This is a genomic window from Bradyrhizobium sp. AZCC 1577 (genome assembly GCF_036924575.1).
In the GTDB taxonomy this organism is placed as follows: Bacteria; Pseudomonadota; Alphaproteobacteria; order Rhizobiales; family Xanthobacteraceae; genus Bradyrhizobium.
Window position 1 is genome coordinate 3260927 of the sequence record NZ_JAZHRQ010000001.1, and the last position, 22336, is coordinate 3283262.

Below are 22336 nucleotides of genomic sequence, written 5' to 3' on the forward strand. Positions count from 1 at the left end.
GGATATACCTCGGTGGGCGCTGGCACGAGCCTTCTGCCGGTCCGCTTAAACTGCCCGCCGGAGATAACTCTGCATACCTTGCGCTATGGGCAGCAGCTCTAGCTCACGAGCAAGTCCGTTGCCGAAAAACGAAACGCGGTATCAAAATATCCCGTCGCGGTATCCAAGGAATGACCGCTTTGCGCCAAAAGCGGAAGTGAGGTGTCAACGGGGCGATTGTTGCATGCCGAGTCGGTCTGTTGCGAAACCGAAAAACGCGCTACTGATTGGCGCGCTGGGCCAGCGCGGTTAAACCCTGCCAAGCCCGTTGACAGTGAGGGGCCATAAATAAGTATCCCCCAGCGCAGGCGGACGCCCGTGAGGCGGCTCACTCGTTTTCACCACCACGGTCGCGCGACGCTGGCTGAAACGTTAGCTGCCTATCACATATTAGGAGGCTCTCGTGATTGCATGGAAATCCTTACAGCCGAAGGTAAAGACTCAGGAGACTGGGGGCGCGTATTCTGTACTCGAATCCGTCGTGCAGCCCTCCACTGGGCCCGAGCCGCATCGGCACAGCCGCGAAGACGAAGGTTTTTATATTCTTGAAGGTCAGTACGAGTTTCGCGTGGGGACTCAGGTTATCAAGGCCGGGCCGGGTGACTTCCTATTCGCGCCGCGGAATGTTCCGCACACCTACAAGAACGTAGGTACCACGCCGTCGCGTCATCTGACAATCATCTCGCCTGGCGGCCTCGAATCATTCTTCGAAGAGCGGGCAGCGCTTCAGAAGGAGACACCGCCATCTCATCCCGAATACCTAGCAAGATACAAGGCTCTTCAGGAAAAGTACGGGCTGGAGTACAGCACGGAATGGCAGTTCTCGCCGCGACCACGATAAGGCATAACTCGCTGCTGCAGCCGACGCACTGAAGTGGGCGGTTGAGCGTAACGTTATACAGTCGCTGCGGTAATGAGTCCCACTCCCTAGTCCCAGGCCATAAACGGCCCTCAGGCGGCGAATCATGGATGCTTTAGCGCGCAAACCGGCCGTGGAAATCAGCGAGGACGAGCTATCAAAGCTATCCGTCGGCGTTGGCGAGTTAGAGCAGATGCCGGAATTGCCGGATGGCGATCGGTCGCCTTTTCGGGACATGACATTCATTCTCTATGGCGAGCAGTGGGATATCGTCGAGCGCGCCATCGCGCGGGCGACTAAGCCGCGCGCTCCGGACAATCCCAATCGATCGCCGCAAGGCAATGCGCTCGCCGCGATCTGCGCCGAATATTTAGGGAGCATAAATCGAGATTGATTGTTCGCGGGCGAGGCGCAGCCTTGCAACAAAACAGTGCAAAGCTAAACCACGATTTTCACCTCTTGCCGCTTTCGTGTTGAGCGGGAACCCTTGAGTCTCGACCCAAGCTCAAGGCCAAGAGCATGCGCAATGTCTTCGGGCGTGCCTCTGATGGTGCGTTTCCGAATTGTCCGCCCGCGCAACTCCTTCGGGACTATGACGCGGCGTCCCCACGCTTTCTGCAGGGCTTCCGCACACGCCGCTAGATCACCGGCGAGCGTCACATGCGGGTGCTTTGGGGGATTCGGCGGGGTAAAACCCTCCCCATTAAATACCGTGCCGTCACATTTCACCTGCCAACGACACCCATAGGAACCGCACCAGCAGGTGTAAGCGCACTCACTGGGGTACCGAATGGTAACGGAGCCGCATTTTTCCACGTTCTCAACCATTTATCGCTCCTGTCTGAAAGTTCTCGTGCAATAAAAAGGGAGATCGGAAGTGTCCCTCTTGGTATCACAAGCAGCGGTCTAGACATTTGGACTCTGCCGGTTTCCCGCGAAGACAAATGAGTAAATCACACAGCCATGGGACAGGCTAAGGAAATCCGAGTCGCGCCGATCGCGAAGAAGGATGCAGACGCGCTGATCATTCGGCTGCACTACAGCCATAAGACGGTCAATAACGGCCTCCTATCGCTGGGCGTTTTCCTCGACGGTCGGCTCGAAGGCGCGATGACGTTCGACCCGTCGATGGACAAGTCGGACATCCTCGGGCTCGTGCGCGATACCGCATGGAACGGCTTTCTCGAATTGAACCGGCTGGCGTTTTCGGAGGCTCTGCCGCGCAATTCCGAAAGCCGCGCAGCTCTCGATCGCTCTGCGGATGATCAAAAAGCATTATCCGCACATCGGATGGGTGATCTCGTTCGCCGATGGATGCCAGTGCGGCGACGGGACGATCTATCGCGCGGCCGGCTTTGTGCTCACCGGGATCAAGTTGAATAAAAGCTTATTGCGATTGCCCGATGGTTCAGTTACGCACAAGATGACGCAAGTAACCGGAAAGAACCGCGCGGCGCATTTCGCCAAAACCGGCGGTTCATGGGCGGGCCAGGGTATGCCGCTCGACGGCTACCAGATGCGATATATCTATTTTCTCAATTCCGAGCGCGCGCGGCTCGCTTGCAAAGAAATCCCATATGCGGAGATCGAGCGGCGCGGCGCCGGCATGTATCGCGGAATTGCGCGTGGCAAGCAGGCGATGGCCGATCACCAATCGGCACAGCGGCGCGGCAGCGGCGACCGCCACGCTCCATTTTGACCAACGACATCTTGCAGGCGCCCCGCTGCCGCGACCGCACGACGCTCACTTGGCATCGCCAAATTCAACGCCCGAGATGCGCTCATCATCAGCCAGAATCGCCCGACGAGATCGGGCCGTATTCTTCGAGAAGATCTCCTCAACTTCGAGACGCATGTTGCCGTGGCATTCGCACGCTGCCGCGGCGAGCCGCGACCGGTCGATCTCGATCCTGCCTCGTTGCTCAGACCTGATCGCTCCGCGCGCTCGCAGATTGCGCATCAGGAGCGTCACTGTCGTTCGTCGCACACCGAGTATTTGCGACAGCGCCTCTTGGGTGAGCGGGAGGACGTCGTCGTCAATGCAGTCGCGAATGTGGAGCAGCCAGCGCGCCATCCGGGCTTGCACCTGATGCAGCGCATTGCAGGCTCCACTCCGCTGAAGCTGTACCTGCATCGCCTTGACGTGACACTGGATCATGTGCCGGATCGCGGGGCTCCGGTTAAATGCGGCGTGAAATCGCGGCGCCGGGATTCGCGAGGCAGTGCCCGCCGCACGGACGATGGCGGTAAGGGCCGAAGTTGACGGTCCAAACACGGAAAGCGTACCTAATGCTCCCTCGCGCCCGACCACCGCCGTAGCTACCGTGTGACCGTCTGCCATGTCGATCATCAGCGAGATGGCACCGCTATGGGGGAACAAGACATAGTCGACCTGGTCGCCCTCTCGCGAGATCACTGCGTCCTGATGGAGCGCGACCGCGTCCAGTTCGGGCGCGAGCAGATCCACATCAACTTGCGGTAGCGCTGCCAGAAGGCGGTTACCAATGCCGCCGGGAGGCGTCACTGCGTCGAACCCGCGGTGAGGCATCCGCGGCTCGCTCCATCTGGAGCGTCGTGAAACGGCGGTCTTAACAAATGCCTAGCTCTGCTTTCTTTCTCTACGCCCATCGAGACCCAACTCACTTAGAGACGCTTTCACCCTCAAAAACGAATTCCAAAAACCTCTGCGCGAGAAGGGTTTTCCTGCTCGCGGCGTCGTGGGGTTAGACGCAAATAGCTGCCGGATACAACTGCAAAATCCGCATGGGTAACACCGTTAGACGTTCGGAAACGCTGGTTCCAATTCCCGATGCACGGCAAACAAGCGACATCGAACGTGCTAATCCAACGTCCCGATTTATGAGCACGCGCCCCGGTTCTTTGCTTCGATTGATTGGCGAGGATGCGGAGTTTTTCGATCAGGGCGGCGGTCAGCAGCGTGGTGTGGCCGTACTGAGCGATGGCGTAAATGAGCGCACGCCGGGTATACGCGCCCGGCTCGGTTTCGAGGGTGCGCGCGGCGCGCACCGCATCAAAAACAGTCGCGGCCTTTTCGACGCGGTACTGACCGCGCCCGAGAAAGACCGACGCAGTGAAGTGATCGGCGGCCCGGATTGCATCGATGGCGCCGCTGGTCAACTTCCGCGCAAAGCCTCAGCCGTGCCTGACGCCAGAGGCCGGCCGGATTAATCTCTGAGGCGTAACGTCCTGGATAAAATCTCTTAGTCCCTCGGTATCGAACGGCTTGCGTAGTATCCTTAAATTTGGGCCAGCTGCTTTTGCCGCATCGCTGTAGCCCGTCGTAAGGGCCACCGGCAAATTGGGATACCGCGACCGGATTTCTCTCGCGAGACCGACGCCGTCGATGGTCCCGGGCATGACGATATCGCTGAAGACGAGATCGATCTTCGTTCCGGCTTCGAGCAGTTTTAGCGCCGCTTCGGCCGAATCTCGATAGATAGTCTCATAACCCAGGTGCTCGAACAGCGAGGACGTCACTTCCGCAACCTCCGCGCTGTCGTCGACAACGAGAACCGTCTGCCGCTGTGAATATAGTGCTTTTGCAGCGGAGTTGTCTTTGCTGGTGATCTGCTCGTCCGCACAATAGGGCAAATAGAGTGTAATCGTTGTTCCTTGTCCCACCTTGCTGTCGGCCGTCACCGTTCCGCCGGCCTGGTGTGCAAAACCGTAGACCTGCGACAAACCGAGCCCGGTTCCTTTGCCGACCTCCTTGGTTGTGAAGAATGGATCGAACATTCTGGACAGAAGATTTGGCGGAATACCAGTGCCCGTATCGCTAAACGCTATCGCAAAGAAGACTCCCCCAGGGCGACTATCGCCGATTTCATGGTCTACTGTCACCTCGTTGACGGATAGCGTGAACGTACCGCCGTTCGACATTGCGTCGCGGGCATTAACGGCGATATTGACGATCGCTAGTTCTAGTTCGGCGAGGTCAACCTTAACCGGCCAAACGTCCTCACCAATATGTTCGTTGTACACGATATTCCCGCGCAGCGAACTTTCAATCATGGTCCGCATGTTTTTTATAGAAGCATTCAAATCAACGACGGTCGGGCTAAGATGCTGATGACGAGAGAATGTCAGCAATTGGCGCGTGAGACTTTCTCCACGTTTGGCCGCGGTCTGTATGGCTTCGATCGCTTTTGGCAATTTCGGATCAAGTAGGCGTGCAAAGATCTGAGCGCTACCTCCAATGATCATCAGTAGATTATTGAAGTCGTGCGCAATCCCGCCAGTCAGTTTACCGATCGCCTCCATTTTCTGCGACATCGCGAGCTGTTCGCGCGCCTGGACCAGTTTCTCCTCCGCGTCGCGTCGCTCGGTTGCGTCCCGGAGTATACTGATAAAGCCGATCAGATTTCCTGCGTTATCACAACTCGAAAAGACCGAGCCGGTGATGAAGAACGGCGTGCCATTTTTTCTGATACGCCAACCCTCAACGTCGTGCTTGCCTGTTTGGATTGCCAACTCTAATGCACGGTTTGGAGAGCCAGCCCGTCGCTCATCCGGTCGGTAAAATATCCCAAAATGCTTGCCGATAATTTCTTCCGGACCATACCCCATGATTTTTTGTGCGGAGCTATTCCAACTTGTAACATGCCCTTCTTTATCGAGCGCAAAAATTGCATAGTCGACAACACCTTCGATCAGCGTCTGGAAGTGACGCCTAATGCTGTCGAGCGCCACATTTTTCCGATCAATCCGACTGTTCAATTGCTCCTGCACCGAAAGCAAATTGGCTTCGATGCTTTGGCGTGTCGCAATTGCTGCAGCTAAAGCAAGGGGCGCCACTGATACGCTGATCGAAAGCACGAGCAACGATAACAGGGCTCCGTTCAAATCCGTTTTCGGAAATGGATCGTTGCCCACCGAGAAACCCCACGCGGCCATTCCGAAGAAAAGGAGCGCGGATGTAGCGACATTGCATCGATTGCCGCGCAAACCAGCCCACATCAACGGTAGCAAAACTAGAAAGCCAAGAAGGCTCCGATACGGCAGCAGCACGTTGAGGTCATCGCTTATGAGGTCGCTGCCGATGAGCGGGCTGTAAGCCACGATTCCGATGATGCTCACGAGAATGGAGACCGCGACCGATTCCAACAGATGCCATTTGGAAGACTTACGCAAAGGCATTGTCGCCCAAAGCACGATGACCGGAGCAATCACCAACGTTCCAGCCGCGTCTGCAAGCCACCAGGTTAACCACGTGACGAAAGAATCGGAAAGAATTAGCTTATTGGCGAGAATGAATCCTGCAACGACGACGGTTGAACTAATTATCGTGGTCGGTGCAAAGGAAATGATTGCAAACTTTGCGACAGTAAGGGGGGTGCCAAGCGTCTGGCGACCGTCAGACCAGCGATTGATCAGCCATGTTCCGGCAACCGCAGCGAGGAGAGTACCGAGCCCGACGGAGCCAAACTCCAAGACTGATTGGCTGGCCAGGAGGTGAGAAACGGACCCCACTAAAATCGCGGGCCAAATGCGATAGCCGCGCAGCAGGACCAGCGCGAGCGCGAACCCGGTTGGTGGCCACAACGGTGTCGCGGCCGGACCAATCGCAGGCAGTAAACGTGCCGACTCGGCAAAGCCAATGTAAATCGCGGCGACTATTAAAATCTCGACCAAGTAAGTTGCGGCACTCCGAGCGCTGCCAAATTCGAAAATCTTGGCTAGACCAAACCTTGTCCTTTCCATCACGAGCCTTTGCGGTGGGACCTAAAAAATGCGGTGGGGGACCGTCCAATGTTACCCGAAAGAGAGCAGTCGCATTTCCATTACGTCAACGAACCCGTCAAACACGCAATGCAGATTTGACCAAAGCATGGCCGCACGATGGTGTGTGGAGGGCCGCCGGGCAAGTTTCGGAACTCGTGGCCTCGGACAACACCATTGACCTATGCGGCCGCGCGTGGGTGAGAGAGATCATCAGCAAGGATCAGCTTTCGCTGTCGATCTAATGACAGCTTTGGGTCATAAGCGGCGGTTGAAGGATCGTTGATGCGAAGTCCGGACTGCCTTCAATAGCAGACCAGCCGCAAGCGACGAAGTTGGTCAGCTTGGGGCCACTAGCGGAAATCGCACTTTCAGCTGGTCATTCGTGCACATGCAGCGAAGAACTCACTTGCCGCGGTGGTGCGTATGTTGGTCCGGCTGAAATCCATGGGGTAGCCGAAGAACGAAGAGCCCCGTGGGGTCGAGAAGAGTTGGCGGCGCTCTCCAAAGCGCTATGCTTTCCCGCAGCGTCCAATAGTTTCAAACTATGAAAGGTCAGTGTTAGTTGCCGATCGCGCCGCCCCGCTCGTTCAAACCTATTTGCGGCGCGTTCACTTTTTCTCCGTGTGTGATACCTTGTGGAGTATCAAACTCTCCGGGGACCGAGAACTGAGCGGGGAGGCGCCAATGCCATGAGAGGCGTCACGGAGTGGCTCGAGTCAATCGGCTTGTCAGAGTACGCCCAGCGCTTCGCCGAAAACGGCATTGACCTCTCGGTCGTGCGCGACCTGACAGATCATGACCTAAAGGAGCTAGGCGTCCTGCTAGGTCATCGTCGCAAGCTACTGCGTGCCATCGCAGAGCTTGAAGACGCAGCTAGGTCTAAACCGACGAAAACAGCGGCCGAACCGAGGCGGCCGGATGAAGGCGAGCGGCGCCACCTTACAGTGATGTTTTGTGACTTGGTTGGCTCCACGGCCCTTTCTGCGCGGTTGGACCCGGAGGACATGCGCACGCTGATTGGCGCCTATCACACCTGCATCACAGAAGTCATAAGCCGCTATCAAGGGAAGATTGCTCGCTATATGGGTGACGGCGTGTTGGTCTATTTCGGCTACCCGCAAGCACATGAAGATGATGCCGAACAGGCCGTGCACGCCGCACTCGCACTCATCCGTGCCGTAGCGAGCATCCGGAATGTCGCCGCGGAGCTGCAGATTCGCGTCGGCATTGCGACGGTCACTGTGGTCGTAACCGAGCTTCTGATTGAGAATGTTCCGGCAGAGCAAGCGGTCGTTGGTGAGACGCCGAACCTCGCCGCGCGCCTACAAACGATGGCCGAGCCAGAAACTGTGTTGATCTGCGCGAGCACACGCCGGCTCACCGGGGGAGAGTTTCATTACCGCGACCTCGGTCCGGTCGTACTGAAAGGCTGGACCGAACCGGTCCGGTCTATCAGGTGCTGGAGATGAGCGGTGTAGAGAGCCACTTCGACGCCATGCACACCACCAAGCTGCCGCCGCTGTTCGGGCGCGATGAGGAAATAGAGCTGCTGTTACGCCGCTGGCGACAAGCCACACTGAAAGGAGGCCGGGTGGTGATCCTTACGGGAGAGCCAGGTATTGGCAAGTCACACATCGCGTCGGCGCTTAATGAGCGGCTCCAGGGTGAATCACACATCACGCTGCGCTATTTCTGCTCTGAGCATCATACCCACAGCGCATTGTTTCCATTCATCAGTCAGCTCGAACGGGCTGCCGGGTTCAAGCACAGCGACTCACCCCGCGAGAAGCTATCCAAGCTCGACGCTCTACTCGCGCAATCCACGCACGATCCCGAACACTTGGAGGTTCTCGCCAATTTGTTGGCGCTGCCAACCGATGTTCACTACAGACTGCAGGACCTCACTCCACTAAAACGCAAAGAGAAGACCTTTGTGGCCCTATTGGCCCAGCTCGATGGGTTAGCGGCGCAGCAGCCGGTTCTACTCATTTTTGAGGATGTACACTGGATTGACCCAACGTCGCTTGAACTCCTCGCGGCTACTGTCGAGCACGTGCCGCAGCTTCGGGCACTGGTGCTGATCACGGCAAGACCCGAATTCAGTGCCACCTGGCCGAGTTATCCTCACACTACAACGATCCCGCTCACCCGCCTTGGCCGACGTGACGGCATAGCGTTGGTCTTGCGGGTGACCGGCGGCAAAACACTCCCCAAGGAGGTAATGCAGCACATTCTCGCACACACCGATGGGGTGCCGCCATTCGTCGAGGAACTTACGAAGATGGTGATGGAAGGCGGGTTGTTGCGAGCGCAGGACGGGGAATATGTTCTCGAGGGGCCCCTGCCGTCATTGGCCATCCCAACCACGTTGCAGGCTTCGTTAATGGCTCGCCTTGATCGGTTGTCGCCGGTGCGGGACGTCGCCCAAATCGGAGCCGTCGCGGGTCGCGAATTCCATTACGAACTTGTGAGCGCCGTCGCCGGGCTGCCGAAACAGCGATTGGACGAAGCGCTCGATCAGCTAGTGCGTTCGGAACTGATATTCTGCCGGGGCGAAATTCCGCAGGCGGTTTACACCTTCAAACACGCGCTGCTGCGAGACGCCGCGTATGAGGGGCTCCTAAAGAGCCGCCGCGTGCATCTGCATGCCGCTATGGCGAAGTCGCTGGAGCAGGAATTCCCTGAGGTCGTACAAACTCAGCCTGAGATTATTGCGTACCACTATGCACAGGCGAGAAACTACGAAAAGGCCGTACACTACTGGTACGAGGCAGGTAAACGATCCGCGGCTCGTTCGGCGCACAACGAAGCGGTCGGTCATCTGAAACAAGGGTTGAATCAGATTCCAAATATCGACGACCCGATGCTACGCGCCAAATCGGAGTTGCTCCTTCAGACGTCTCTCGGCAACTCCCTCCGTGCGATTAAGGGTTGGAGCACTGACAGTGTCAAGCATGCGTACACGCGAGCACTTCAATTGTGCAAAGAGAGTGGTCTTGACGAGCTTATCTTGCCTGCGGTCTTTGGTTTATGGACGTGGAATTTTGTTCACGCATCGCTTGGTGAAGCTCAAGCCCTTGCCGAACATTTGCTGAATAGCGCCGAGAACGTGGACAACTCGGTTTGCAAGGTTCTTGCCCACGAGGCTTTAGGATTTACCCTGTTTGCACAGGGGAAATTTGCCGAGGCCCACGCGGAGCTAGAACGCAGTATTAACCTCTGTGAAGACAGTAAGGCTGCAGCATATCTTGACCTGTCAGCGCAAGATCCCCGAGTTCACGTAAGATCATACGATGGCATGGCACTTTGCTTGCTTGGCTATCCAGATCGGGCCTTGCGAATTTGCACGGAGGCTCGCCGATACGCGGCTGCATCTCAACATCCGTTCAGTGAGGCAATCGCACGAACGATAAACCTTCGCGTGCATCAGCTTCGGGGCGATGTTGCCGCTGTTGCAGATCGGGCAAAAGATGCCATCGCATTCTGCGAGGAGCATGAGTTTGTGCACTATCTGGCCATGGCTTGGATTTTGCGCGGCTGGGCAAATGCTCACCAAGGTGAGTTTGAGAAAGGCATTGCCGAGCTTCAAAAAGGCGTGGAGCAAGAACGGGCCACTGGCGCCTTAATATTTGAGTCTTACGCTCTCGGGTTACGGGCGGATGCATGCCTAAAGAACAAACGTTACGGGCAAGCGCTCGACTCTTTGAAACAGGCCCGATTGAGGCTCAATATAGAGAACTCCGAACGCTTTTACGCGGCCGAAATATATCGTTTGCTCGGTGAAACGTACCTGCGATCGAACCAAAAGTTGGATCAGGCGGAACATTATTTTTGCGAAGGCCTTAAGGTTGCGCGCGAACAGAAAGCCAAATACTTTGAACTTAGACTTTGTCTGAGCATGTGTGACCTGTACAAGCTGAGACAAGACGACAATAGGTGTCGCTTACAACTTGGCGAGGTTTACGCATCCTTTAGTGAAGGTTTTGACACCGCGGATCTGGTCAGAGCCAAGGCAAGATTGAAAGGCGCTTAGCGGCCCATACCCCGCGACATCCGCCGACAGCACTTGCCAGTCGCCGTTAGACGCGCTCGCCGCTTAACACGCAGCTCGGCCCGAGAAATCGAGTGCAGCTTAGTAGAAAAATGGGCTGATGTCCGACTAAGCCCGATGTCCGAGATGGACTCATTCGCGCCATTCTGACTGTGCGCCGCCCACTTCCGGTCTACCTCGATAAGCAGACATTTTCAGAGCCCGTCGGCATGTCTCAAAGGTGCCAGCACCGGAAGTCATTCGTTTTCTTTGACCTGCCCTGCTTTTTGGACACCACTGTCAGATTAGATTTGGGCTAATGTATCTGATCCAACTGCTTTGTTAGCCGTGGTGGTCAGCTCTTTAAGAGCGTGATATTCTGTGTATTCTGAATGGACGCTCTGGTGAGGCTCGGCCCTTCATGAGAGCAGATGGCGACCTGTTTATTACCCTTGTCCACGGGACTTGGCCGCGCAATGTTTGGCGCGACGTATTCCTCACTCCATTCTATGGAAAATGGCCAACTCGCTCTTTCCCGAGATCGCTTTGGTTCGCGGACGGCAGCGAATTCAGGAACAGGCTTTGTGCCGGGCTTTCCAAGCGTGGGCTTTCCGCCCGGATATCCCCGTTCCTATGGTCGGGCGCAAACTCTGTGCGGGAGCGAGACAAAGCTGCACAGGAATTAGCTGAACACATACGCGCGAAGCAGTTCGACCATCCCGGTTCTATCCAGGTCGTGATAGCGCATAGTCACGGTGGCAATGTCGCGCTCCGTGCACTTGATCAGCCAGGCGTCACGGGTGACGAAATCTTCATCACAACAATCGCTACACCGTTCGTCGAAATTTTACCGACAAAACTCTCGCCTGCGGAGACACGACGGATTGACGTTATGGTCTCACTGACTACGAGCGTTCTTATACCTCATTACGCCATAGCAATTAAGGACGCCTATTTCCCCACGTTAAACCCAAACGTCCTGTCATTCATTGTCCTGCTACTCTGCGCTCTTCCCTTCATGTTGTTGTTCCGATTGCGCGCCAGGAATGCTCGAACAGTAGACGAGCTTGTGGGACTGACTTCGCTTTCCCCCTCCGTTCGCAAGCATCCACTTCTGGTGCTTCGTGCTGTCGATGATGAAGCCGCTCTCACCCTTGCAGCCGCGACGATAGGTAACAGGTTCTCACGATTATTAGAAAGGTCGTCATACAAAATCTCGGCCTTGATAAGATTTGTTTTCATTTTGCTCGTTGTATTTATCCTCGTGATCGCCATCAGCTTTTTTTGGCCCCTGTTGGATCATTTCATGGCGTCGGCTTCGGCTTTCATGACTCGATTTCTTGGATTTCTTCAACCTGTTTCGGATTTCATGGCGTGGGTTTTCAAGACTCGATTTCTTCAATTTCTTCAACCTGTTTTCTCATTTGAGGGGTTCCCAGCGTTCGCGAGGGGCCTCGTACTTGCATTTTTTGCATTCTTGTTTTTGCGAGGGGTATTCAACTCTGCTTATGGCAGGGAGCTTCTCCCCATTTTCCAGGGGTGCGAAATCAATTCCCAGTCAGCCCCCGATAGCATTGATCGACAGTCGGAGTTTCAATCCGAATCGACCCCGACCAATTGGGGGATGGTCGTAACGCTCCATCAAGCTGAAGAGGCTCGAAGAGGTCGGCGGCATGGCCTTTATGATCACCCCCAGTGTGCAGAACGAATAGCGGGGTGGCTGCAATCCGAGCTTGCCTCCAGAGCGACATGAAGCCGATCACAACGCACCTAGCCGCTACCCCGCGCTCTCCTTTCGGAAAGTTCATCGCCGTCCTCGCTACGACAGTCCCAACGGACTGGGCAAAGTATGTGCACTTCACCTGCGCCGAAGGCTATTCCAGCTCCATCGATATGGCCACGGCGCTGCATCCGCAGACGCAGCTGATCTTCAAGTACGATGGAGACGTCCTGCCGCCGAAATACGGCTTTCCCGTGCGCGTGCGCATTCCGACCAAGCTCGGCTTCAAAAATCCTAAGCACGTCATCGGGCTTGTCGTGCTCAACAACTACACCGGCGGCTACTGGGAGGATGAAGGCTACAATTGGTTTAGCGGCCTTTGAACTAGATAGGCCCACCGACGCCTGTGACGTGTCCAGCGAGCTGCCCGAAACCGATGTCGGCTTTGGGGTCATGAGCGCCGTTTTGACCGCCGGCCAGTCACCTCCGATCTACCCCCAACTCCGGACACATCGCTGCACTGCACTAACTGACGGGACTTCCGGACTTTCCTGCCGCACAAGTAGGCGATTCAACGCCGTCTAAATCTTGGGGACCGGAGCTTGGCTCTCCCTTTGCGGCTAAGCCGCTTTCGCTTTCTTCGTAGCCGTCGGCTTGGCCCCCTTCGCCTTCACCAGAGCGGCGTGGTCGGCGCTTGTCTGATCGGCATAGGCCGTCGCGAAGGACGCGATCGCGTCATCGAGCGCGTCGCTCTTGCCGGTGTAGCCAGCGATCGCGGCCGGATCGCCGGAGCGCGCATGGGCACGCGCGAGGGTTCGACCGCATAGCTGGGCATAGTCCGAGAGTGCCTCGCCTTCGCTGATTTCGCTGACGGCTCCAAGCCTGCGGTTTTTCAGTGTCCGAACATAGAACTGACGGCCGGTCGCATCATCCTGCGTAGCACCGAGAAAGATGTCGCTGGCGGCCTGCATCATCTGCTGGCCCTCCACAACCCGGCGGCCCTGGTTTCCTTTGTAGGCAAGCTTGCCGCCGAGCCGTTCCAAAATCGATCGCTGCGCTTGTTTGACCTGCAAGAACAACGGCTCGTTGTCGTCGGTCATGAACAATGCCACGCAGCAGAATGTGCCGACGGATCCGACGCCCATCGCCTTAAAGGCGAGATCCTTCATTGTGAAACGGTCGAGCAACCGCTGACGATCAGGATTAAGGCATTTGCGATAGGCAGCGAACACGCGCTCGACACCAAGGCGGTGTCGCGCGTCGGCCTTAGGATCGAGATGGAAAATAGTAGGGGGCTTATCGACGATCTTCGGATGATCGCCGCTGACCAGATGCGGGAAATTATCGTCCTTCGACAAGCCCTCGCCCCGCGCCTTAGCAATCACGCCAAAGAGCTGGCGCCGCAGATCGCTATTGCCGATCTGCTTGATCGCCTGTTCGAGGTCGATCCGGCTGTGCCAGATTTCCAGCGGCGACAGCTTGGCGAGTGCGGAAATGTGCGTCCGATAGGCCTTGACAGTCGCAGCCGCGATCGCGCGGGCCTGCTTCTTGTTTGTGCCTGCGGCCGATGCTGCTACCGCTACGCTCGCTGCGAGACGCTTCAGATCGACGGTGAAATCGACGCCAGGCAGCGTCTCATCAAAATCGTTCATGTCGAATAGGATATTGTCCTCGGGAGTAACGAAGGCGCCGAAGTTCATCAGGTGGCTGTCGCCGCCTGCCTGCACCGGTATTCCAGCCATTGGCTGGGCAGCCAAGTCTGTCGCCATCACGGCGGCGGCGCCGCGCAGGAACGCGAACGGGTTGACCGTCATGCGCGCATAACGCTCCGGCAAAAGCTCCGGAACGCGATCCGGATCGCTCTCGGCGAGAATTGCAACGGCATTGCGCGACATCGATCCTTTAAGGTCGGCATGTGCTTCTCGCGGCGTCTTGCGTCGGAGCGCTTTGCCCACTTGGAACCGCTCGGTACGCGAACCCAAAGTGACCGTCATCTGGAAGTCCTTCAATGAAAGCCAAACGGTATATGAAGCCGCCTAGTTGTCACAAGCCGGCAACGGTGACCGTGCCGAACGCCGGTCCAGCCCTGGACGGCCAGAGACCCACCAGGACAATCAGCGAGCTGCGCATCTTATCGGTGAATCCGGGCCGAAAGAGTTGGGAGGGGACCAAAGGATCAACAGGCCATGTCCGAGTCGGGTCAAAAAGGCGACTTCAAGCGCCGGCTCTTGTCATCGCGGTCCATCCGTCGGTGCCGGCTCATACCTCAATGTTGCGGCCCCCTTGGAGGCCGGGAGCAATCCCGGCCCCGTAGGTTGGTGCAGGCTAACGGCTATTTATAGCAGCAAGTCCAAGTATTGATGCTCGAACACATGGAAGGCACCGTGCAAGCTCTTGGCTTCGGCCGGCGCTTCAGCGAGCCCTGCCTCAAGATTTACCGCGGCCTCTTGAGTAGCCTCGGCTATTAGGAGTTGGTCGGAACCGGGGAGCTGTTGCAATACGCCGGCGGCCGCAAGCCCAGCGATGGTGCCAAGGGTGGCGAAGCCCTCATACAGACCGGCCTCGGGGTCGTAATTAGTGTCACCAGGATCTGTGTACGTTAGTGCGTGCATGGCCTCCACAAGCTGAACGTCTGCTGCAGCTCGCACCAAGGGGTCTGTAGAAGTTTGGTACGCGAGATCATGCTGATAAAACAACGCATCTAGCGGGTCTACTGGAGGTGGGTCGGCCGAGGTCCCCGTAATCGTTCCACCCACCTCGCCAGCAGAATAATTCGGACCACCATAGTTCCCATAAGTGGGAAGCGGGATGCCGTGTGTCGCAAAGGGGTCTAGCGAGTTGAAGTCAAAGTAGGAGCGTGTTTCCCAGTTGATGTACATGTTCTCCTCCTTTTCATTAATGACGCCGTAGGATCGCGCGCCGCGGTGGCTGCCCCATACCCAAACTACCACAGACCGTCGAAAGAGTGTTTGGGCAGTTGTGCGAGGCGACCGGATGCGAAAGCATTGACGTAAGCCGTTCAATAGGTGCCGTCGGTTGGTCTTCGCTCTGATGTCTCTTGTGGGTCAAAACGCGACTTGGCGGGGAGGGCAGCTCTTGGCGCAAGCCGGACATTCGGCCGGACCCGCTCCGCACGCACATCAAAGAATGCACGTTGGCGTCATTCGAGCAGCCGCGTGGCGTCTCGTCCATCCGGATGCGATAAGGCGCGACGCCCGTGGTCCGGTCGGGCGGATCAGGCCCTAACCGGATCTCGGCTTTCACCTAGTCGTGAGTTGGGTCCGCTGGCTGCGCGGGTCTACATCAAGGGCGGGTTGATCGAGACGGTCTATCGCGCCACGAGCGCCATAGGACCTGAATCGACAGTGCCAGTGCCCGACGGGGCCAGCGCCGACAGTGCCAGCGTCCTAGCGGCCAGAGAAAGCGAGCATCAACCTCCGCGCCCCACGCGGCGCAAGCGCTTGCGCCGCAAGTTGGGCGCGGCTGGTTAGTTATAGGCCGTTTTCGTCTGATGATCCTGTAAGCCTTCGCGAGCCTCTTGCGCGGTGGTGCGACGTGAATGTCATCGCCACGCGCTCGCCTGCTGTGGGTTCACTTGTCATGAGCGAAAGCATCTCATCGGTATTGCTCGATGCGCACCGCGCAAGAAGGCAAGGTCTCAACGCCATCGCGCAGCGACAACGCGCTCGGCTTAGCGAGGCCGTCGCCTTCGCTCGCGCCAACTCGCCCTATTATCGCGAACTCTATCAGGGTCTATCGGAACGGATTGAGAGTTCGTCCGTGCTGCCGGTGGCTAATAAGCAAGAGCTAATGCGTCATTTTGACGACTGGGTCACCGATCGCGAAGTTAGTTTCGCGGCAGTGCGAGGGTTCGTCGATAACCCTGAGCTGATCGGGCAGCGTCTCCTTGGCAAGTATTCCGTGGCAACCACTTCGGGCAGCACCGGGACACCCGGAATATTTCTGTTGGATACACACAATTGGACGGTCACACTCGCTTTTTTGCTGCGCATGATAATGGGCTGGCTTAACGCCAGCGACATGTTTCGTCTCCTCGTCCGCAGCGGCCGCGCGGCGTCGGTGCTGGCGATGGGCGGCCATTACATCGGCGCAGCCAGCCTTGCTGCAATCCGCACAAAACGGTCGGCCAGACGATTACGGGCGCTTCCGGCGCAGGCGCCGTTGCGCAATCTGGTCGCCGAACTCAATCGGTACCGCCCGGCTCTGCTCATCGGATACGCCAGCGTCATGGCACTATTGGCCGCCGAGCAGGATGCCGGTCGCCTGCGTATTCAGCCGGTGCTGGTTCTTCCGACTTCGGAAGGGCTTTCGCAGGACGGATACGACCGGATCGCAAGGGCATTCCACGCCAAGGTCCGGACCGTTTACGTCGCGACGGAATGCCTGTTCATGGCCATCGGCTGTGAACGCGGTTGGTATCACGTCAACAGCGATTGGGTGATTCTCGAACCCGTCGATGCGAGCTATCGGCCGGTTCCGCCCGGCGAGGAGTCGCATACGGTCCTCGTGAGCAACCTCGCCAATCGCGTGCAGCCGATCCTCCGCTACGATCTAGGCGACCGCATCCTGCAACGACCTGATCCTTGTCCTTGCGGCAACCCGCTTCCGGCGATCCGCGTGCGGGGCCGCACTGCCGACATCCTCACCTTCCCAACCGAACGCGGAGAGAAAGTCGCAGTGCCACCGCTCTCGCTTGAGATCGATCATGTACCCGGTGTGGAGTTGTTTCAGATAGTACAGACTGCGCCAACACAATTGCGCGTTCGCCTACATCCCGCAGCCGACGCTGACCCAAACCGGGTTTGGCGGGCGGTGCATTCCGAATTGACCAAGCTGTTGAATGAGCATGGGCTTGGTCGCGTGTCTGTTGAGTTGGCCGCCGAACCGCCGGTTCCATCTTCCGCCGGAAAGTGCCGCACCGTCATCCCACTGGTTTCGAGCGCTTGAAGACTCATGAGAGCTTAGGCGGATCGCGCTGCTGCTAAGTGGCCCTAACGAGAGCCAAAGTTATGAAACTAACCTATACGGATTCACGGGATGGAAGGGTGGTTATTGGGTTCACCGATGAGCGCGGTAAACACGAAATCGCTCTAAGCACAGTAGAGACGGCAGACCTTATCGGTGCGTTGAGGACCTCGTTAGAAGAGGCGATTGGAAGTCCGGCCGCAGACAGCATGGCCATTCCCGGCATTGAACGAGTGCGGATCGTTGAGACTGCGGAAGAAGTCGTTTTCCGCGTTTATATGAATGATCGCATTTCCCATGATTATCTGGTTCCGAGAGGAACCGTTCTTGCGGATGAGCTTCGGATGCTGGCAGACCGGATGGAGGCGCGCAATTCGGCAAAGGCCACACATCCATCGCCCGATGCCCAAAAGGGCAAACTGAATTAGTGGATGGCGCGTGCTCACAATCGCGACCCTTCTGCAATTTCTAAGTGGTGTCTGCTTAGCTCCCACGAGCGTCGGAAAAGCGGACATCGCGGCCAGGGCCAACAGCAAACATTCGCCGACGTCATTCAATCACCTCGTAGGCGCGGACGGGTAACGAGGGCGGCACGGTAAGCCCATTTGCCAGCGAAAGGGGCCAATTGAATGCGAGGCAGCGAGAAATCGTTGCCTCGCATTCGGAACGCGATGGAGGGCAGGCTGACGGCTTCAGTCCGCGAGCGCCTGATAGACGAGGGCCTTGAACATCTTGCGGTAATAGGCGCGTATTGGGCTCGGGGCCTGTGTCATGTAGACACCGACAATCTCTTCCTGGGGATCGACCCAGAAAAAAGTGCCAGCGTAACCCGCCCACATGAACTCGCCCGCCGAGCCGGGCACACCAGCTACGCCGTCGCCCTGACGCACTGCAAAGCCAAGGCCGAACGTGTAGCCGGGAGTTCCCAGCAGAAGCTCACCCGGCTGGAGCGGCGCCGCGACGCGCGTGCCGAGATGGTCCGACGTCATCAGCTTGATGGTGGAGCGGCCCAATACGCGTACGCCGTCGAGCTCGCCGCCATTCAGGAGCATCTGGCCGAACCGCAAATAGTCTGTGGCGGTCGAAACTGCGCCAGCGCCGCCGGAATCATTCTTCGGCTCTGCCGACACATCGAGCACGCTCGTCTTCAGGCCTGAAGCCGGGTCGACCGGCAGCGGCTGCGCGAGACGCGAGATCGTCGACGACGGCACCCAGAAACCCGAGTCCACCATTTTGAGCGGCTTGAACAGTCGTTCGTCCAAGAAGATGGCAAGCCGCTTGCCCGACGCAGCCTCGACGACACGGCCGAGAATATCGACGGCCATGCTGTACTCCCACATCGTGCCAGGCTGGTGAATTAAGGGCGCCTTGGCGATGCGCTCGACTTGCTCGGCTGGTGTCATGCCGCGGGAGTCGTACTCGATGATGCCCGGCTGGTAGAACGTGGCCTCGACGTAGGCCGCCTTTACCGGCTCGTTCTTGGTGATCTCCGCATAGGCGAGACCCGCGCTATGTCGCAGAAGGTCCTGCACGATGATCGGCCTGGAAGCCGGTACGTTCGTATAGGTGGCCTTACCATCGGGACTAGGGGTTGCCACGCTCACTTGCATGTCTTTGAAGGCTGGCAGGAATTTGGAGATGGGATCGGTGAGCTGGATGACGCCATCTTCGACCAGCATCATCGCCGCCACCGAGACAAGCGGCTTGGTCATCGAGTAAATGCGGAAAATCGAGTCGAGCTTCATGGGCGTATTCGCGCCCTTGTCTTGGAAGCCAATGGCGTCCGAATAGACGATCTTCCCCTTGCGGGCGACCATGACTACCGCCCCTGGCAACTTACCATCGGCAATCTCTTTCTTTAGCACCGAGGTGATGCGCCCAAGGCGCTCGAGTGACATGCCTACCTGTTCAGGCGTTGCCGTGGCGAGGGGCTGGAGTTCGCGCGCGCAAACTGGTAGCGACACTGTCGGGGCGATCATCATCGCAGCCAACGCCGTCGTCGCTGCTAATATTTTCCACCTAGACATGACGTTCCTCCGTGACCGTTCTTGCGAGGACCGAGATCGCTCGATCCGGCAACGATCTTATCGGATATCGTCGCCTTGGGACATGCTTCCGGATAGCCGAACACGCCAGACGGCGGTCACGGCGTCGCCCGGATGACGAATGCCATGATGGTCACGAGCGAGCCGCCGACGTTGGCGTTGTTGGAGGACTCCGACGCGATGATGCCTTCGGGCACGCCGGTGCCGAAACGCTCGGGGTGGCGCGAGAACTTCTTCGCCTGGTCGTAGGCCAGCATATTGGCGGCGCTGCCACCGATCGCCGGCAGCACGCCGATCATAATGCCGACGATTGTCGACCACAGCAGCAGGAACGGACGGCCGACGATTTCGTCGATCACCTTGAGGTGGGAAACCCTGAGACTCGGCCGCACGGCCAGCGCGGCCTCGGGCTCCTTGGGCACTCCTACCTTGTCGCAAGGCGCCAGGACTTCGCAAACAATGATGCGACAAGGATGATCCGGCGGCGTGTGCGGCGCTCCGCCAAATCCAAATTCGTGGGGCGGAGTCCACGGGTGTCTTTGAGGCGCTCCGCAGAAGTGCTATAAACAGTCGTCTGCCCCACGTGATGCGCAATTCTGAGTTGCGGTCACCAGCGTCTTAAAGAGGTCGGCCAAGGCTTGACTAGCCATGGGAAAACGCGAGCGCTAGGCTGCAGCATCCTCCGTCGCAACCGTCCATCCGCGATGTTCGCCGGCTGGGGCAAGACGGACTTGAGGGAGGTCCGCATGAACAGGTTTCTGCCGCTTGCAGCCGCTTTCATTTGCGCCGGGGCCTTGGGCGTTGCTGTCGTGTCGTCGTCCCATGCCAAGGAAAAGATCAAGGTCGGCTTTATCGGTCCGTTGACCGGCGGCACATCCGCCAATGGTCTCGGCGGGCGCAATTCCGCAGATCTCGCTGTGCGACTCCGCAATGCGGATGCAACGGCCAAGTACGAATACGAGATGGTCGCGCTCGACGACGAATGCAAGCCGAATGTCGGCGTTCAACAGGCGACCAAGCTTGCGACCGACAAGGAGATCATCGCGGCTGCGACGCATTACTGCTCGGCGGTGGCCATCGCCACGGTCGACGTTTATCACAAGTTCGGCCTGCCGGTGATCGTGTGGGGCGCGGTCCTGCCCGACATCACCTATCGGAACAAGTATGCCGAGGTGCACCGCGTCAACGGCACGATGATCAATCAGAACGAGCGCAACGCGGAGCTGCTATCGAGCCTCGGCTACAAGACCTTTGCGGTGATTCACGACACAACCGACTACGGCAAGGGACACAACAAGTATTTTAGCGAAGCGCTCGCCAAGCACGGCGGCAAGATCGTCGGCACCTTCGGTGTCACCTCCGACCAGCAGGATTTCAGCGCCGAACTCACCCAGATCAAGTCGCTCAATCCGCAAGCAATCTATTTCGGCGGCTTGACGCCGATCGGCGTGCGCATCCGCGGTCAGATGGACAAGCTCGGGCTGAACACTGTGCTGTTCGATGGAACATCGGGGATCAAGTCCGATTCCTATATCGACGGTCTCGGCAAGCTGGCGGAAGGCTCGCTCTCCTTCATCGAAGGCGCCCCAACGGAGCGGCTGCCGGGTGGAAAGTTCTTCCTGGAGAAATACAACGACCAGAATTACCCGAACCCGCCCGAGGCCTATGGCGGCTTCGCCTTCGCAGCCATGAACCTGATCCTCGACACGATCGAGCAGGTGGGGTCCGACCGCAAGAAGGTGCAAGCAACCCTCAACAAGGTGAAGGATCGCGACTCGATCGTCGGCAAGATCACCTTTGACGACCACGGACAGAACACGGTCGCCCTCATTACCGCTTTCGTGGTCCAGGATGGAAAATGGGTGGTCTGGGAGGACAGCGAATATGTGTCGGGAAAACGCAAGCTTCCGGGCCAGTAGTAGCCTAGGCGGGGGGGAGCAAAGGTTTAGCACCTTCCCGTCTTGCTCCCGACAGGCTGGAGTCGCGGCATGGATCTGGGGCTGGTTGCCCAGTACACTATGAATGGGCTGATGCTCGGCATGATGTACGCGCTGGTTGCCGTGGGCTTTACACTGTTTTTCGGCGTGCTGGACGTTATCAAGTTCTCGCATGGCGACGTGCTCACGGTCGGCGCCTTCACGGCGCTGGCCTCATTCATTGGACTGCAGAGCATCGGCCTCACCTCCGATGCGGTGGAGCTCCTGGCCATGCTGGTGGCGGCCATCGGCGCCATGGCGTTGTTGGGGGCCTTTATCGCGCGGGCATTCATCCTGCCTTTACGCTCCGCCCCGGCCCTCAACACACTTCTGATCACGTTGATGCTAGGCACGGTTCTGCGTGAAGCCGTGCGGCTTTTCTATCCCGACGGCGCAAATCCGAAGCCGTTTCCGCGGCTGCTGCCGGCTGACTCCATCAACATCGGCAATTTCAACCTCAGGCTGGACAACGCGATCCTCCTGGCGGCCGGCGCACTTGTGATCGTCGGTCTGCAGCTTCTGCTCAACCGGACAAAGCTCGGGCTCGCGATCCGCGCCGTCGCGCAGGATGAGGAGACAGCCAAGACCATGGGCGTGAACTTCAATGCCATCGTGCTGATTACGTTTGCTATCGGCTCCGCCCTGGCTGCCTTCGCGGGATTGATGAACGGTCTCTACTACAACGAAATCAATTTCGGTATCGGGCTCTATCTCGGCGTGGTGGGATTCAGCGCCGCCATCATCGGGGGGCTCGGCAGTATCTACGGTGCGATACTCGGCGGATTCCTGTTCGCCGGGCTGCAGACCATCGGCGCCGTCGCGTTGCCCTTCGCGAGCGCTTACAAGGATGTGTTTGCATTCGCCGTGGTGATCGCGCTCATGGCATGGCGACCGACCGGTCTCATTCCAGAGAAGTTGAGCGAGCGGGTTTGACATGGC

19 protein-coding genes are annotated in these 22336 nt (G+C 57.9%); 12 read left to right on the top strand and 7 right to left on the bottom strand.

Going from position 1 to position 22336, the window contains the following annotated elements; genetic code table 11:
- Positions 1-442 precede the first annotated feature (442 nt).
- The 4 genes from V1278_RS15040 to V1278_RS15055 all read left to right on the top strand — a co-directional run bounded on the left by V1278_RS15040 (position 443) and on the right by V1278_RS15055 (position 2597).
- Positions 443-880: a cupin domain-containing protein gene (locus tag V1278_RS15040; protein ID WP_334381297.1), complete on the top strand. Its 438-nt coding sequence runs from the start codon at positions 443-445 to the stop codon at positions 878-880.
- 124 nt (positions 881-1004) lie between these two features.
- On the top strand, positions 1005-1292 hold the full coding sequence (locus V1278_RS15045) for a hypothetical protein (RefSeq protein WP_334381299.1): 288 nt from the start codon (positions 1005-1007) through the stop codon (positions 1290-1292).
- A 569-nt stretch (positions 1293-1861) separates the two neighbouring features.
- Positions 1862-2281 (top strand): Mom family adenine methylcarbamoylation protein, encoded by a 420-nt coding sequence (locus tag V1278_RS15050; protein ID WP_442893654.1) that lies wholly within the window; start codon positions 1862-1864, stop codon positions 2279-2281.
- Positions 2193-2597, top strand: coding sequence for a Mom family adenine methylcarbamoylation protein (locus tag V1278_RS15055; protein ID WP_442893762.1), 405 nt, complete (start codon positions 2193-2195; stop codon positions 2595-2597). The genes V1278_RS15050 and V1278_RS15055 overlap by 89 nt, the downstream gene beginning before the upstream one ends.
- A 45-nt stretch (positions 2598-2642) precedes the next feature.
- Here the strand turns inward: V1278_RS15055 and V1278_RS15060 are convergent, their stop codons facing one another.
- The 3 genes from V1278_RS15060 to V1278_RS15070 all read right to left on the bottom strand — a co-directional run bounded on the left by V1278_RS15060 (position 2643) and on the right by V1278_RS15070 (position 6619).
- The gene (locus V1278_RS15060) at positions 2643-3446 is read right to left on the bottom strand and encodes a Crp/Fnr family transcriptional regulator (RefSeq protein WP_442893653.1); all 804 of its coding nucleotides are present in this window, start codon (positions 3444-3446) and stop codon (positions 2643-2645) included.
- A 113-nt stretch (positions 3447-3559) separates the two neighbouring features.
- A complete protein-coding gene (locus V1278_RS15065; RefSeq protein WP_334381303.1) occupies positions 3560-4036 on the bottom strand; it encodes a hypothetical protein in 477 nt (158 codons plus the stop codon).
- Positions 4037-4051: 15 nt separating this feature from the next.
- Positions 4052-6619 (bottom strand): MASE1 domain-containing protein, encoded by a 2568-nt coding sequence (locus V1278_RS15070; protein WP_334384183.1) that lies wholly within the window; start codon positions 6617-6619, stop codon positions 4052-4054.
- A 710-nt stretch (positions 6620-7329) separates the two neighbouring features.
- On the opposite strand from V1278_RS15070, the gene V1278_RS15075 reads away from it, so the two are divergent.
- From V1278_RS15075 to V1278_RS15090, 4 genes are all read left to right on the top strand, one after another.
- On the top strand, positions 7330-8109 hold the full coding sequence (locus tag V1278_RS15075; RefSeq protein ID WP_334381304.1) for an adenylate/guanylate cyclase domain-containing protein: 780 nt from the start codon (positions 7330-7332) through the stop codon (positions 8107-8109).
- Complete coding sequence (locus tag V1278_RS15080) at positions 8106-10673, top strand: AAA family ATPase (protein WP_334381305.1); 2568 nt, start codon at positions 8106-8108, stop codon at positions 10671-10673. The genes V1278_RS15075 and V1278_RS15080 overlap by 4 nt, the downstream gene beginning before the upstream one ends.
- 418 nt (positions 10674-11091) lie before the next feature.
- Positions 11092-12423, top strand: a complete 1332-nt coding sequence (locus V1278_RS15085; RefSeq protein WP_334381306.1) for a hypothetical protein — start codon at positions 11092-11094, stop codon at positions 12421-12423.
- Entirely contained in the window at positions 12420-12773 is a 354-nt protein-coding gene (locus tag V1278_RS15090) for a molybdopterin-dependent oxidoreductase (RefSeq protein ID WP_334381307.1), read from the top strand. The genes V1278_RS15085 and V1278_RS15090 overlap by 4 nt, the downstream gene beginning before the upstream one ends.
- A gap of 237 nt (positions 12774-13010) precedes the next feature.
- Here the strand turns inward: V1278_RS15090 and V1278_RS15095 are convergent, their stop codons facing one another.
- Positions 13011-14384: a DUF2252 domain-containing protein gene (locus tag V1278_RS15095; RefSeq protein ID WP_334381308.1), complete on the bottom strand. Its 1374-nt coding sequence runs from the start codon at positions 14382-14384 to the stop codon at positions 13011-13013.
- Between the two features lie 342 nt (positions 14385-14726).
- On the bottom strand, positions 14727-15269 hold the full coding sequence (locus tag V1278_RS15100) for a hypothetical protein (RefSeq protein ID WP_334381309.1): 543 nt from the start codon (positions 15267-15269) through the stop codon (positions 14727-14729).
- A 676-nt stretch (positions 15270-15945) separates the two neighbouring features.
- Between V1278_RS15100 and V1278_RS15105 the strand changes: the two genes are divergently transcribed.
- Positions 15946-17358 carry a phenylacetate--CoA ligase family protein gene (locus tag V1278_RS15105; protein ID WP_334381310.1) on the top strand — a complete coding sequence of 471 codons (1413 nt, stop codon included), beginning with the start codon at positions 15946-15948 and terminating at the stop codon, positions 17356-17358.
- A 62-nt stretch (positions 17359-17420) separates the two neighbouring features.
- Positions 17421-17804 carry a hypothetical protein gene (locus V1278_RS15110; RefSeq protein ID WP_334367112.1) on the top strand — a complete coding sequence of 128 codons (384 nt, stop codon included), beginning with the start codon at positions 17421-17423 and terminating at the stop codon, positions 17802-17804.
- Positions 17805-18068: 264 nt separating this feature from the next.
- Here V1278_RS15110 and V1278_RS15115 read toward each other — a convergent pair whose 3' ends face one another.
- Entirely contained in the window at positions 18069-19403 is a 1335-nt protein-coding gene (locus V1278_RS15115; protein WP_334381312.1) for a serine hydrolase domain-containing protein, read from the bottom strand.
- A gap of 116 nt (positions 19404-19519) precedes the next feature.
- On the bottom strand, positions 19520-19843 hold the full coding sequence (locus tag V1278_RS15120) for a tripartite tricarboxylate transporter permease (RefSeq protein WP_334381313.1): 324 nt from the start codon (positions 19841-19843) through the stop codon (positions 19520-19522).
- Between the two features lie 324 nt (positions 19844-20167).
- Between V1278_RS15120 and V1278_RS15125 the strand changes: the two genes are divergently transcribed.
- Together V1278_RS15125 and V1278_RS15130 are read left to right on the top strand one after the other, a co-directional pair.
- Positions 20168-21340, top strand: coding sequence for a branched-chain amino acid ABC transporter substrate-binding protein (locus V1278_RS15125; RefSeq protein WP_334381314.1), 1173 nt, complete (start codon positions 20168-20170; stop codon positions 21338-21340).
- Between the two features lie 69 nt (positions 21341-21409).
- Positions 21410-22330 (top strand): branched-chain amino acid ABC transporter permease, encoded by a 921-nt coding sequence (locus V1278_RS15130; RefSeq protein ID WP_334381315.1) that lies wholly within the window; start codon positions 21410-21412, stop codon positions 22328-22330.
- The last annotated feature ends 6 nt before the right edge of the window (positions 22331-22336 follow it).

Coding starts and splice junctions, on each gene's coding strand:
- V1278_RS15070 (WP_334384183.1), bottom strand. CDS start 6,619: ATGGAAAGGACAAGGTTTGGTCTAGCCAAGATTTTCGAATTTGGCAGC.
- V1278_RS15085 (WP_334381306.1), top strand. CDS start 11,092: ATGAGAGCAGATGGCGACCTGTTTATTACCCTTGTCCACGGGACTTGG.
- V1278_RS15100 (WP_334381309.1), bottom strand. CDS start 15,269: ATGTACATCAACTGGGAAACACGCTCCTACTTTGACTTCAACTCGCTA.
- V1278_RS15090 (WP_334381307.1), top strand. CDS start 12,420: ATGAAGCCGATCACAACGCACCTAGCCGCTACCCCGCGCTCTCCTTTC.
- V1278_RS15125 (WP_334381314.1), top strand. CDS start 20,168: ATGAACAGGTTTCTGCCGCTTGCAGCCGCTTTCATTTGCGCCGGGGCC.
- V1278_RS15060 (WP_442893653.1), bottom strand. CDS start 3,446: ATGCCTCACCGCGGGTTCGACGCAGTGACGCCTCCCGGCGGCATTGGT.
- V1278_RS15050 (WP_442893654.1), top strand. CDS start 1,862: ATGGGACAGGCTAAGGAAATCCGAGTCGCGCCGATCGCGAAGAAGGAT.
- V1278_RS15095 (WP_334381308.1), bottom strand. CDS start 14,384: ATGACGGTCACTTTGGGTTCGCGTACCGAGCGGTTCCAAGTGGGCAAA.
- V1278_RS15130 (WP_334381315.1), top strand. CDS start 21,410: ATGGATCTGGGGCTGGTTGCCCAGTACACTATGAATGGGCTGATGCTC.
- V1278_RS15075 (WP_334381304.1), top strand. CDS start 7,330: ATGAGAGGCGTCACGGAGTGGCTCGAGTCAATCGGCTTGTCAGAGTAC.
- V1278_RS15045 (WP_334381299.1), top strand. CDS start 1,005: ATGGATGCTTTAGCGCGCAAACCGGCCGTGGAAATCAGCGAGGACGAG.
- V1278_RS15115 (WP_334381312.1), bottom strand. CDS start 19,403: ATGTCTAGGTGGAAAATATTAGCAGCGACGACGGCGTTGGCTGCGATG.
- V1278_RS15080 (WP_334381305.1), top strand. CDS start 8,106: ATGAGCGGTGTAGAGAGCCACTTCGACGCCATGCACACCACCAAGCTG.
- V1278_RS15110 (WP_334367112.1), top strand. CDS start 17,421: ATGAAACTAACCTATACGGATTCACGGGATGGAAGGGTGGTTATTGGG.